Below are 11,768 nucleotides of genomic sequence, written 5' to 3' on the forward strand. Positions count from 1 at the left end.
AGGCCATGCTTCAATAGAGGCGATCTATCAATCGGTGGTCAGTCGAATGCCACCTCGGCAGACTCGGCCCAGAAACGTTCAACCAACGGTATGTGCGGCGATCGTTGGCTGCGTGCGAGTGCGACATCGTAGCTGACGTCGGGATCGACGATCGGCACCGTGCGGACGCTGTCGCCAAGGCCGAGGATCTCCGCCGAGCGCAGCGGCATGATGGTGGCGAAGCGCCCTGTGCGCACATGGGCCATCAGCGCAATCATCGAGTTTGATTCCATCGCCGTGCGGAACGGCCCGCCGGCTTCGCGCAAGTGGCGGTCGAGGATGCGCCGGTTCTGCATGGCGCCTGTCAGCAGGCATAGCCGCAGCTTCGCGGCCTCGGCCCAGCTGATGCGCTCCCGTCCTTCGCCATCAGCCGTGTTCGCCGTGACGAGGCAATAGCGCTCCGAGTAGAGGAGGCGCCCTTCGGCGCGCTGCAGCCGCTCGTCGAGATAGGTGATGCCGAGGTCGAATTCGAAGTCTTCGAGGCCGGCGACGATCTCGGCCGAGGTCCTCGACAGGATCTCGAACGTCACGTCGGGGTGGCGGTCGAGGAAGGGCGTCGTCAGCTTGGCGACGATCGCCAGCGCGGTCGGGATGACGGCGATGGTGAGATGGCCGCGCAGGCCGTCGAGGCCGCTGATATCGTCGCGCATGGCGCGCACGTCGCCGCTGATGCGGCGCGCCCAGACGAGCACCCGCTCACCCTCGGCAGTGATCCCCTGGAAGCGGGAGCCGCGATTAACGAGGGTGACGCCGAGCTGCGCCTCCAGCTGGCGCAGCCCGGCCGACAAGGTCGGCTGGGTGATGCCGAGCCGCTCGGCGGCCCGCCCGAAATGGCGCTCGGCCGCCAGCGCGATGAAGTAGTCGAGCTTGTCGATCATGGCCGCCTCCCGGCATCCTCCACGGTAGTAGAGCAGGCCCGGGCGGCCTTGTGGAAGCGCCAGCGCATAAGGTCGCGCACGAGGCTTGCCTGATGTCGGCAAGATCGAGCGGAGCTGTGCCGCCCCGCTCGAACGCGCCGCTGCGACTTCAGGGGTTCGTCGAAGGCGTCGCCGGCACCTGCTCGAGCGGCGGCGTCGTGGTCCCGCTGACCGGCTCGTGCGGCTCAGACACGGTGTGGACCTCGACCGGCAGATAGGCGCCGAGCGGCGGATAGACCTCGACGGCACCCTTGGCCACCATCTCCAGCGCCACGAAGAGGATGATGGCCAGACCGATATAGGCGATCCAGCGGAAGCGGTTCAGCAGGCGGGCGATGAGGCTCGCGGCGAATGCCATCAGCGCGATCGACAGCAGCAGACCGAAGGCGAGCAGCGTCCAGTGATGCCCCTCCGCGGCGCCGGCGACTGCCAGCACGTTGTCGAGCGACATGGAGACATCGGCGATGATGATCTGCGTCGCGGCCTGCCGGAAGGTCTTGCGCGGACCCTTTGCGGCATTTGCGGCGGCCGCTTCGGCCTCATCGTCGTCATGCCCGCCCTCGCGCAGCTCGCGCCACATCTTCCAGCAGACCCAGAGGAGCAGGATGCCGCCGGCGAGCAGCAGACCGAAAATGCCGAGGAGCTGCGTCGCGACCACGGTGAAGAGGATGCGCAGCACCGTTGCCGCCGCAATGCCCCAGAAGATCGCCTTGGTGCGCTGCTCTTTCGGCAGGCCCGCGACCGCAAGGCCGATGACGATCGCATTGTCGCCGGCCAGGACGATGTCGATCATGATGATCTGGCCGAGGGCCAGCCATCCTTCGATGCTGAGAAGTTCGAACATGGGAGCTCTTGCGTTCGGGATGGGTCTTGGAACGCTGGCCTGTCCGCACGTCCACGATCCGGGCCGATGCGAAGCTGACGCAGACGCGCTCTTCCCAGTCCGACATCGCAGCAAGAGCTGCCAGAGGGGCCCGGCCTGGTGAAAGCGGTTTATAGGGCGGCTGTGCGGATTTCAATCACAAGGACGATTGGCTGACGCAGCGTTTGACGCCTGGCGATTGAACCGGGTTCGGCGATTGTCTAGAGCCTTCGGCTTCGAGGCCCGCATAACGCTTGCAGACGAATCGAGGATGGCATGGAGCTCGACCGGATCGAGGACGCAGTCGCGGCGATCGCCGCCGGTGAGCTGGTGGTGGTGGTCGACGACACAGACCGCGAGAACGAGGGTGACCTGATCATGGCGGCCGCCAAGGCGACGCCGGAGAAGATGGCCTTCATGATCCGCCATACGAGCGGCATTCTCTGCGTTCCGATGACGGGCGACCGCGCCCAGCGCCTGAACCTGCCGCCGATGGTGGCGAACAATCTCGATCCCCTGCGCACCGCATTCACAGTATCCGTCGACTACAAGGTCGGCATGACGACCGGCATCGCGGCCGAGGAGCGCGCCAATACGGCGCGGGCGCTCACCAACGACAACGTGCCCGGCAGCGACTTCCTGCGTCCGGGCCATATGTTCCCGTTGATCGCCCGTGAGGGCGGCGTGCTCACCCGCTCCGGCCATACCGAGGCCGGCACCGATCTTGCCCATCTTGCCGGCCTCGAGCCGGTCGGCGTCCTCGCCGAGATCGTCAATGACGATGGCACGGTGAAGCGGCTCCCGGAGCTGATCCCGTTCGCCCGCGAACACGGGCTGAAGATCATCTCGATCGAGGACCTGATCTCCTACCGCATCCGCCGCGAAAGCTTCGTGACCTGCGTGCGCGAGGAGGAGATGACGATCGGCGGCATGAAGGGCCGCATCCGCGTCTATGAGACGCCGTTCGATACGATGCAGCACGTCGTGGCCGTGTTCGGGGACGTCAATTACGCCGAGAAGGTGCCGACCCGCATCCATCGCGAGCAGCCGGTGAACGATCTCTTCGCGCGCAGCCGCGGCTCGGCGAGCTGGGTGGATGTCGCCGTCGACAAGCTGCGCCCGAACGGTCTCGGCATCCTGATGCTGCTGCGCACGCCCGAGGTCGACCGCTTCGAGGATGCCGGCGAGCCGCTCGATGCCGCCGCAGCGCTGGAGGACGGCGAGAAGCACGGCAGCGCCCGCGCCCGCATGCAGCGCTGGCGCGATGTCGGTATCGGCGCGCAGATCCTGCGCGATCTCGGCGTTCGCTCGATCTCGGTGCTGGCGACGCATGAGCGCGCCTATGTCGGCCTCACCGGCTTCGGCATCGAGGTTGCGGGAACCATCCTCGTCGAAGAGTGACGACCCCGGTTGCGCGGCGGCAGCGCCTCCCGGCTTGCCCCGCCGACCGGCAACGGCCGCGTCGGTTCGACCTCAGCGCCAAAACCGCAGATGCCGAGGTCTAGCGCGTCTGCAGCAGCCTGACGGCCGCGACGACGCCGTCGATCACCGGCAGTCCGAAGCGGGCGGTGTAACTCTCGGCGAGATCGGCCATGCCGGCGCAGCCGAGGACGATCGCCTCCGGCCGGTCTTCGGCAATGGCGCGGCCGATCTCGGCGGCCACCGTCTCGCGCGCCGCGCTGCCCTCGCGTTCCAGCTCCAGAACCGGCACCTCCGACGCGCGCACCCGCAGGCACGTCCCGGCAAAGCCGCCGGCCCGCACATTCGCGGTGATGACCGGCACTGAGACCGAGAGCGTGGTGACCACCGAGAAGCGCCGGCCGCCCTCGCTGGCGGTCCGGAATGCCGCCTCGCCGATCCCCGTCACTGGCTTTGCCGTCAGTCCGCGTGCCTCCGCCAGACCCGTATCGTCGAAGCAGGCGATCACGAAGGCATCCGCTTCATCGACGTTTCCCTCGATCAGGCGCAGGAGCCCCGGCAGCGCGGCGCGCCCGTCCGCCTCGCCCTGGATCGCCGGCGGACCGCTCGGCGAGGTCAGCGCGAGGATCTCGGTGCCGGGTGCGGCCGCCGAGCGCGCCGCTGCGGCGATCTTCCTGGTCATCGAGGCCGTGGAATTCGGGTTGATGAAGCAGATGCGCATGACGGATCCGGCGGGCCTTCTCAGAGCGTGCCCTTGCCGGCATCGGAGGCGCCGCGCAGGCGCCGGCGGCGCAGATAGAGGCCGGTGCCGAGCGTCAGGGCGATGACCAGAAAGGAGACCGCGGTCGTCAGGGTGCCCAGCGCATAGATCGCCGGGTTGGTGACGGTGGTCGTCAGGCCCTGCAGTTCGAGCGGCAGCGTGTTCGGCCCGCCGACCGTCTGGCTGGTGCGGGCGATCTCGTCCCAGGACAGGGTGAAGCCGAACAGCGCGACGCCGATCAGATAGGGCGCGATGATCGGCAGCACGACATGGCGGAAGGTCTGCCAGGGCGTCGCGCCGAGGTCGCGCGCCGCCTCCTCATAGGCCGGATTGAAGCGGTTGAAGACGACGAACATCACGAGAAGGCCGAAGGGCAGCGTCCAGGTGAGATGCGCGCCAAGGGCCGAGGTGAAGAGGCCCATGGCGGAGTGGAAGCCGTCGCCGAGAAGGCCATGCGCCTTCACGAAGTCGTCGAAGATGCGGAATTCCAAGGCGATCCCGAGGGAGACGACGATCGACGGCAGGATCAGGCTCGCGATCGCCGTATAGAACAGGAGAGTCGAGCCGACGAAGCGGCGGCGGAAGGCGAGCCCGGCCAGAACCGAGATGACGACGGTCAGCACCGTCACGATCAGGCCGAGCCGGAACGAGCGGCCGAAGGCCGCCCAGACGTCGACGACGCCGAGACCCTGCCAGAGGACGCCGAACCAGTGCGTGGAGACGCCGTTCATCGGGAAGGTCAGCCCGCCGCCTGGCCCCTGGAACGACAGGATCAGGACGGTCAGCGTCGGGCCGTAGAGGAACAGCACGAACAGGGCGAAGAACGCCGCGAGAAGATAGAAGGCCGCACCACGCGTCTCGCTCATCGTCAAAGCTCCCTGCGGATGTCGACGACGCGGGTCAGGCCGACGATGATGAGGAGGACGGTTCCGAGCAGCACCACCGCGTTGGCGGCGGCGACGGGGAACTGGAGATAGCTGATCTCGGTCTGGATCGTCTTGCCGACGGAAGCGATCTGCTGGCCGCCCATCAGGCCGATGGTGATGAAGTCCCCCATCACGATGGTGATGACGAAGATCGAGCCGATGGCGATGCCGGTCTTCGACAGGGGAACGATGACGTTCCAGAGGATCTGCCAGCCGGAGGCGCCGGCGTCCCGCGCCGCCTCGATCAGCGAGCGGTCGATCCGCAGCATCGAATTGTAGATCGGCACCACCATGAAGAAGGTGAACAGGTGGACGAAGGTGATCGTCACCGAAAAGCTGGAATAAAGCAGCCACTCGATCGGCTGATCGATGAGCCCGAGGCCGATGAGCGCCTGGTTGACGAGGCCCGACCGCCCGAGCAGCGGGATCCAGGAGATCATCCGGATGACGTTCGACGTCCAGAACGGGATGGTGCAGACCAGGAACAGCAGCGACTGCACCGTGGGACTGCGCACCTCGAAGGCGAGGAAATAGGCGACCGTGAAGCCGATCACGAGCGTCAGCGCCCAGACAATGGCGCAGAAGGTCAGCGTCGAGAGATAGGTCCTGAAGGTCGTGCAGAGCGTCGGCAGGCGCACGATGCAGCGGTCGAAGACGTCGAGATAGTTCTGCACCTCGAAGGCCGGCTGGATCGAATAGTCCGTGTAGGTCCAGAAGCTCACCATCACGATGATGGCGAGCGGGATCACCAGGAACAGGAGGAAGACGAGCGCCAGCGGGGCTGCCTGCAGATAGGGCGCGATGCCGCCGCGCTGGGACATGAAGGGCTCCTGACGGGGAGAGGCTGCGGATCGGACGGCGACGCCCGCTCGGGCGGCGCTGCGGCGCGGCGGGGCGAGGCGGCCATGCCCCCTCGCCCACAGCTTCTATGGCCCGGACAGTCCCGGGCAGCCTTGAGGCGATCGCCCCCTCCGCCCTGCGGCAGAGGGGTGATACTCTCGGCTTCAGCCGGTCAGGCCGCGACGAACTCGTTCCACTTGCGCACCATGTAGGCGTCCTCGTCCATCACCGCGTTCCAGCAGGCGACGGAGCCCATGCGCTGGGCGAAGGAGCCGCCGTCGCGCACCGCGCCCTTAGGTGCGATGATGTCGCCCATCGGGGATTTGATCTCCTGCTCGGCGGGCTTGCCCTCCATCCAGTAGGCCCACTCGTAGGTAGCCATCTCCTTCTGCGCGGTCGGGAGGACGGCGGCGTAATAGCCCTGGCGGTTGAGGAAGGCGCCGGCCCAGCCGGACAGGAACCAGTTGACGAACTCATAGGCCGCGTCGAGCTTGCGGCCTTCCAGCGTCGCGGGCAGCGCGAAGCCTGACGCCCAGGCGCGGTAGCCTTCCTTCAGCGGCTGGAAGACGCAGTCGATGCCCTTGGCACGCACCGCCGTGACCGCCGGCGACCACATGGACTGGATCACCGTCTCGCCCGAGGCCATCAGGTTGACGCTCTCGTTGAAATCCGACCACAGGGCGCGGAACTGACCGGCCTGCTTGGCCTCGATCAGCTTGTCAATCGTCATGTCGATCTCGTCGCGGGTCATGTTGCCCTTGTCGGGATACTTGTAGGCGCCGCTCGCCTCGACCGCCATCGCGGCATCCATGATGCCGATCGAGGGGATGTTGAGGATGGAGGCCTTGCCCTTGAACTCCGGGTTCAGGAGCTCGGCCCAGCTCTCGATGGGCCGCTTGATGAGGTCGGGCCGGATACCGAGCGTGTCGGCATTATAGGTGGTCGGGATCAGCGAGATCCACTCGGTCGGCGTCGGGGAGAACTCCTTCGACTTGTTGCCGGCGAGGTAGAAGACCTTCCACGGCGCGGTGCCCTGGTCGCCGATCTTCTTGCCGTCGAGCTCACCCTTGGTGAAGACGCTCGTGATGTTGTCGAATTCCTTGATGCGCTTGGCATCCATGCCCATCAGGTTGCCCGAGGGCACAAGCTTCTTCAGCGAGAAGTACTCGGTATCGACGATGTCGAAGGTGTTCGGCTGGGTGATGATGCGCTTCGTCACCTCGTCGGTGGTGACCGGCACATATTCGATAGTGATGCCGAGATCGGCCTTCACCTTCTCGGCGATCTCCTTGGACTGGTTCACGGCGGTGCCGAGATAGCGCAGCGTCACCGGCTCCTGCGCCATCACATAGGGAAAGCCGGTGACCGCGCCGGAGCCGACCGCCGCAGCGCCGGCGGCAGCACTCGTCTTCAGGAAGGTGCGGCGGCTGATGCCGCTCTTCAGACTAGTCGTCATGTCTCAGTCTCCCGTCTTGTTGGGGTGGAAGGCTTCAGGCGAAGGCGTATTCGTCGGCACGCGACCAGTGGATCGCGCGGGTTTCGCCGAGCGCGGCAGGGCTCGCCACGAACCGCTCCTCGGGAATGACGGCGGTGATCTCGCCGGCGTCGGGCACCGCGAGGACGACGGTGACGGTGGCGCCCTGGTATTCGACGCCGCGGATCTCGCCGGAGAGGCTGCGGTCGGCGCCCGCCTCGCCGCCGCCGAGGCGGACGCGATCGGCCCGGATCGTCAGCGGCCGGCCATCGAGGGTGACAACGTTGTGGCCGCCCATGAAGCGGGCGACGAATTCGGTACGCGGGCGGTGGAAGACCTCCTGCGGCGTGCCTGCCTGCTCGATCCGGCCGTCCTTCATGATGACGACGAGATCGGCGAGCGCCATCGCCTCGTCCTGCCCGTGCGTGACATGGAGGAAGGAGATGCCGAGCTCGCGCTGCAGGCGTTTGAGCTCGGTGCGCACGCGCAGGCGCAGGAACGGGTCGAGCGCCGAAAGCGGCTCGTCGAGCAGGAGGATGCCGGGATCGGTGACAAGCGCCCGGGCCAGCGCGACGCGCTGCTGCTGGCCCCCGGAGAGCTGCGCCGGCATGCGGCTCGCATATTTGGTGAGGTCGACAAGCTCCATCACCGCGCCGGCCTTCCGGTAGCGCTCGGTCTTCTCGACCCCCTTCATCTTCAAGGAGAAGGCAACATTGTCGAGGACCGACAGGTGCGGGAACAGCGCGTAGCTCTGGAACATCATCGCCGTGCCGCGCTTGGCCGGCGGAAGGTCGGTGACGTTCTGGGCGCCCAAAACGATGTCGCCGGACGAGACGACCTCGTGGCCCGCGATCATGCGCATCGTCGACGACTTGCCGCAGCCCGACGGGCCGAGAAAGCAGCAATAGGTCCCGGCCGGGACCTTCAGGTCGATGGCGTCGACCGCGACGGTCTCACCGTAGCGCTTGGTCAGCTGGATGAGTTCCAGATTGCCGTTGGCCATGCCCTGCCCCGCTGATCGCTCGCAGAAGACAAAGCAGGCCCCGTGCCAATCTCACGAGCGTGGGTGGAACCCCCGTTCGCTAGAGGCGGCGATCGAGCACCGGGCGCGTTTGAGCGGGCAGAGTTGCGCAGGTATGAGGCAGGCCGAACTCAGCTTGCGTAAAATGTATACAATCGCTGTGTTCGATCTGGTCTTTGCCGCGAAGGGCACGATCTGCCATTCTGGAGGCAGAAGGGGAGTTGATGATGGTGCAGTCCGACATGACCGAACGCGCGGCCGTTCCGCCGTCCGGACTGGTGCGGACGAGCAGCGATACGGCCTCCTGGCACGCCGTCTATGACGGGCTGCACGATGCCATCATCCGACACCGGCTCGACCCCGGTGCGAAGCTCGTCGAGGAAGAGATCGCCGAGGTCTTCGGCGTCAGCCGCACGATCGTGCGTGCCGCGCTGCAGGCGCTCGCGCGCGATGGCGTCGTCATCCTCCAGCGCAACAAGGGCGCCCGCATCGCCCATCCGACGCCGGACGAGGCGCGGGAGATCTTCGAGGCGCGGGAGCTGATCGAGCCGCGGATCGCGGCGCTGGCGGCGGGCCGGATGAACACCGGCGATGCAGAACGCCTGCACGCCTGCCTCCACGCCGAGCATCAGGCGATGGCGTCGGACGAGCCGCGCGAAGCCGTCTACCATTCCGCCAACTTCCACCGGCTGGTCGCCGGCATCGCCGGGCACCAGCTCCTCTCGGGCATCCTCGGCGATCTCCTGTCGCGCTCGTCGCTGGTGATCGCGCTCTACTGGCGCATGCCGCAGGCGCTCTGCGAGAACGAGGCGCATCACGCCATCGTCGACAGCCTGGCCGCCGGCGATCAGGATCGCGCGGCGACGCTGATGCGCCAGCACATCGCCGCGCTGCTCGGGCAGCTCGATCTGTCGGAGAGGCCGCAGCGGCAGTCGAGCCTCGCCGAAGCGCTTAGGGACGCAGCGAGAGTGCCTAAGGGGACGCGCGTTCTAGCCCGGTAAAGACTGACGGATATGCAGCCGCTGTCGAGGAGCTAGCGGTTCGGCTCCTGCGCTGGCTCCGTGTCCGACATCGGCTGATTGTTCTCGGCGGCGAAGGCGTCCTTCACCTTCTGGGCGGCGCTGCGGTCGCCCTTGAGGTCCTCACGCTCCTCATCCTCGGGACCAACCCGCTTGCGCTCGTGCCGATCGTCGACTGTCACCCTGAAACTCCGTCATTGCTGGTGGCGGACGAGAAAGCGCCGCAAGCCGGGTTCGTTCCGGCCGGTGTTCGATCCGTCGCACCATGGACGAGGCTGATCTCTCCTCACCGTGATCGACGGCGGCGGATCGGATGCAGCGAACGCACGTTCGGGTCCGGACCAACGATCGGAGCCGCATGACCGTCCGTACCCGCTTTGCATCCCCCTCTGAATGCCCCGCTGCCCTGGCCGCCTTTGGTCCAGACCCGCTGATCGTCTGCCATAATGATGCCGACGGGCTGTCGGCAGGGGTCATCCTCGAGATCGCCCTCGACCGGAGCGGGCATCACCCCCGCCATCGGATCATCGGCAAGGGCGAGAACGCCTATTCGCCGGCGTTCCAGACCGAGCTGGGCAAGCAGACGATGGGCGGCGTCATCGTGACCGACCTCGGCGTCTCCACCACGCCGCTGAAGCCCGGCACACCCACGGTCCTCATCGACCATCACGTTCCGACCGGCGTGCCGGAGGACGCCTGCGTCATCTCCGGCATCGACGACGATCCCGTTCCGACGTCCAGCCTGCTCGCCTACCGCTGCGCGAGAGCGCTCGGCTATGCCGACGACCTGCTGTGGCTCGCCGCGATCGGCATCATCGGCGACATGGCCGAGACCGCGGGCTTTCCGGAGATGGACGAGGCGCGCGAGCGCTACGGCATCACCGCGCTTCGCAAGGCAACGGCACTCGTCAACGCGCCGCGACGCTCGGCGAGCGGCGATGCCTCGGCCGCCTTCGCACTCCTCCAGAAGGCCGACCGGCCGAAGGACGTGCTCTCCGGCCTTTATCCCGAGACGGCAGCCTTGCTGGCCGCCAGAGACGAGGTGAGCCGTGCGCTGGATGAAGCGCGCAAGGTCGCGCCGAAAATTGCGGGCCGCGTCGCCATCATCCGCTTCCACTCGCCCTGCCAGATCCATCCGCTGGTGGCGCAGGCCTGGCGCGGCCGGCTCAAGGATCGAATCGTGATTGCCGCCAACACCGGCTACCGGCCCGGCTGGGTGCACTTCGCCGTCCGCACCGCCCTCGATCTCGACATTCTCGCCTTCCTCGCCGAGCACCGGCCACCGGGGGCCGACGAGCAATATGGCAACGGCCACCGTGCCGCCTCCGGCGGAGCCCTGAGGTCGGACGACTGGAACGCCTTCGTTGCGAGCCTCGGCTTCGACGCAGCGATGTTGATTCACAACGAGACGGATGCCGCATGACCAGACGGATTTCGAGGCTGGGCTTCCCGGTCAAAGTGATGGCGCGGGACGACCTGAAGAGCAACGATGCCCGCCGCGCCGCCAGCGACCCGCATCTGAAGGTCTCGCTCGGCTATATCGATCAGATCCTCGATCATCTCGATCGGCACGACATCCGCATGTATCGCATGTCGTCCGACATAGCGCCTTACGCCACGCATCCCGACATGCCGCAGTTCCATGGCATGGTGCAGGAGAGCAAGGCTGAGCTCGCGGCGCTCGGCGCCAAGTCGAGGCAGCTCGACATCCGCCTCTCCTTCCATCCCTCGCAGTTCGTGGTGCTGAACAGCCCGGATCCGGAGCTGGTGCGCAAAAGCGTCTGGGACCTCACCTCCCAGGCCGAGATGCTCGACCTGATGGAGCTCGGGCCCGAGGCTGTTCTGGTGATCCATGTCGGCGGCACCTATGGCGACATCCCGGCCAGCCGCGCGCGCTGGGCCGAGACGTGGAAGATCCTGCCCGAACCGGTCCGGCGCCGGCTGGTGCTGGAGCATGACGATCTGCGCTTCTCGGCCGCCGACGTCCTGTGGATCCACGAACATACGGGCGTGCGGCTGATCTTCGACTATCAGCATTTCTGGTGCCTCAATCCGGAACGGGCAGGATTGCGCGACACGCTGGCAGCCGTGCTTGCCACATGGCCGGACGGGCAGCAGCCGAAGATCCATTTCTCTTCGCCGCGCACCGAGTTGCGCGAGCAGGTCCGCGTCGACAAGAAGACGCGGAAGAAGACAATCCGCCACGTCGCGCCGGTGTTCACCGGTCATGCCGACTTCTGCAACCCCTTCGAATTCGCGACCTTCATGCGCGAGGTGGACGGGCTCGATTTCGACGTGATGCTGGAAGCCAAGGCGAAGGACCTCGCCCTGCTGCGGCTGCGGCCGGACCTCTTGCGCTATGCGCCTGACGTAGCGGCCCGCTTCGGCCTGGACGCGACGGACGCGGTCGATCTGGAAGCCGAGGAAGATGCGGTGCTCGAGGAAGAAGCCGTGCCAGGCGGCGCATGACCGATCCTGCCACTCTCGATAC

General features: G+C 66.7%; 12 protein-coding genes. 4 read left to right on the plus strand and 8 right to left on the minus strand.

The window, feature by feature from the left end; genetic code table 11:
* Positions 1–38: 38 nt before the first annotated feature.
* Both C0R46_RS11865 and C0R46_RS11870 read right to left on the minus strand, forming a co-directional pair.
* Positions 39–917 (minus strand): LysR family transcriptional regulator, encoded by an 879-nt coding sequence (locus tag C0R46_RS11865; protein WP_102959855.1) that lies wholly within the window; start codon positions 915–917, stop codon positions 39–41.
* A 148-nt stretch (positions 918–1,065) separates the two neighbouring features.
* Positions 1,066–1,800 (minus strand): TerC family protein, encoded by a 735-nt coding sequence (locus C0R46_RS11870; protein ID WP_102959856.1) that lies wholly within the window; start codon positions 1,798–1,800, stop codon positions 1,066–1,068.
* A gap of 294 nt (positions 1,801–2,094) precedes the next feature.
* Between C0R46_RS11870 and ribB the strand changes: the two genes are divergently transcribed.
* Entirely contained in the window at positions 2,095–3,219 is a 1,125-nt protein-coding gene (gene ribB, locus C0R46_RS11875; RefSeq protein ID WP_102959857.1) for a 3,4-dihydroxy-2-butanone-4-phosphate synthase, read from the plus strand.
* Between the two features lie 100 nt (positions 3,220–3,319).
* Here ribB and C0R46_RS11880 read toward each other — a convergent pair whose 3' ends face one another.
* The 5 genes from C0R46_RS11880 to C0R46_RS11900 form a co-directional block, all read right to left on the minus strand.
* Entirely contained in the window at positions 3,320–3,958 is a 639-nt protein-coding gene (locus C0R46_RS11880) for an aspartate/glutamate racemase family protein (protein WP_102959858.1), read from the minus strand.
* A 20-nt stretch (positions 3,959–3,978) separates the two neighbouring features.
* Positions 3,979–4,863, minus strand: coding sequence for an ABC transporter permease (locus tag C0R46_RS11885; protein ID WP_102959859.1), 885 nt, complete (start codon positions 4,861–4,863; stop codon positions 3,979–3,981).
* Positions 4,864–4,865: 2 nt separating this feature from the next.
* Positions 4,866–5,744, minus strand: a complete 879-nt coding sequence (locus tag C0R46_RS11890; protein WP_102959860.1) for an ABC transporter permease — start codon at positions 5,742–5,744, stop codon at positions 4,866–4,868.
* A 191-nt stretch (positions 5,745–5,935) separates the two neighbouring features.
* Complete coding sequence (locus C0R46_RS11895) at positions 5,936–7,219, minus strand: ABC transporter substrate-binding protein (protein ID WP_102959861.1); 1,284 nt, start codon at positions 7,217–7,219, stop codon at positions 5,936–5,938.
* A gap of 34 nt (positions 7,220–7,253) precedes the next feature.
* The gene (locus C0R46_RS11900; RefSeq protein WP_102959862.1) at positions 7,254–8,240 is read right to left on the minus strand and encodes an ABC transporter ATP-binding protein; all 987 of its coding nucleotides are present in this window, start codon (positions 8,238–8,240) and stop codon (positions 7,254–7,256) included.
* 242 nt (positions 8,241–8,482) lie between these two features.
* On the opposite strand from C0R46_RS11900, the gene C0R46_RS11905 reads away from it, so the two are divergent.
* Positions 8,483–9,259, plus strand: coding sequence for a GntR family transcriptional regulator (locus C0R46_RS11905; protein WP_245413551.1), 777 nt, complete (start codon positions 8,483–8,485; stop codon positions 9,257–9,259).
* Positions 9,260–9,291: 32 nt separating this feature from the next.
* Here C0R46_RS11905 and C0R46_RS20795 read toward each other — a convergent pair whose 3' ends face one another.
* Positions 9,292–9,459: a hypothetical protein gene (locus C0R46_RS20795; protein ID WP_157944633.1), complete on the minus strand. Its 168-nt coding sequence runs from the start codon at positions 9,457–9,459 to the stop codon at positions 9,292–9,294.
* A 176-nt stretch (positions 9,460–9,635) separates the two neighbouring features.
* Between C0R46_RS20795 and C0R46_RS11910 the strand changes: the two genes are divergently transcribed.
* On the plus strand, positions 9,636–10,700 hold the full coding sequence (locus C0R46_RS11910; protein WP_102959863.1) for a single-stranded-DNA-specific exonuclease RecJ family protein: 1,065 nt from the start codon (positions 9,636–9,638) through the stop codon (positions 10,698–10,700).
* Positions 10,697–11,746: a UV DNA damage repair endonuclease UvsE gene (gene uvsE / locus C0R46_RS11915; protein WP_102959864.1), complete on the plus strand. Its 1,050-nt coding sequence runs from the start codon at positions 10,697–10,699 to the stop codon at positions 11,744–11,746. Before C0R46_RS11910 ends, uvsE begins: the two co-directional genes overlap by 4 nt.
* Positions 11,747–11,768 lie beyond the last annotated feature (22 nt).

It is taken from the genome of Mangrovicella endophytica (assembly GCF_002893625.1).
GTDB lineage: Bacteria > Pseudomonadota > Alphaproteobacteria > Rhizobiales > Rhizobiaceae > Mangrovicella > Mangrovicella endophytica.

Bases quoted from the DNA above. Each gene is read 5' to 3' on its own strand.
- C0R46_RS11900 (WP_102959862.1), bottom strand. From the start codon at position 8,240: ATGGCCAACGGCAATCTGGAACTCATCCAGCTGACCAAGCGCTACGGT.
- C0R46_RS11885 (WP_102959859.1), bottom strand. From the start codon at position 4,863: ATGAGCGAGACGCGTGGTGCGGCCTTCTATCTTCTCGCGGCGTTCTTC.
- C0R46_RS11890 (WP_102959860.1), bottom strand. From the start codon at position 5,744: ATGTCCCAGCGCGGCGGCATCGCGCCCTATCTGCAGGCAGCCCCGCTG.
- C0R46_RS11865 (WP_102959855.1), bottom strand. From the start codon at position 917: ATGATCGACAAGCTCGACTACTTCATCGCGCTGGCGGCCGAGCGCCAT.
- C0R46_RS11870 (WP_102959856.1), bottom strand. From the start codon at position 1,800: ATGTTCGAACTTCTCAGCATCGAAGGATGGCTGGCCCTCGGCCAGATC.
- C0R46_RS11910 (WP_102959863.1), top strand. From the start codon at position 9,636: ATGACCGTCCGTACCCGCTTTGCATCCCCCTCTGAATGCCCCGCTGCC.
- C0R46_RS11905 (WP_245413551.1), top strand. From the start codon at position 8,483: ATGATGGTGCAGTCCGACATGACCGAACGCGCGGCCGTTCCGCCGTCC.
- ribB (WP_102959857.1), top strand. From the start codon at position 2,095: ATGGAGCTCGACCGGATCGAGGACGCAGTCGCGGCGATCGCCGCCGGT.
- C0R46_RS11880 (WP_102959858.1), bottom strand. From the start codon at position 3,958: ATGCGCATCTGCTTCATCAACCCGAATTCCACGGCCTCGATGACCAGG.
- uvsE (WP_102959864.1), top strand. From the start codon at position 10,697: ATGACCAGACGGATTTCGAGGCTGGGCTTCCCGGTCAAAGTGATGGCG.
- C0R46_RS11895 (WP_102959861.1), bottom strand. From the start codon at position 7,219: ATGACGACTAGTCTGAAGAGCGGCATCAGCCGCCGCACCTTCCTGAAG.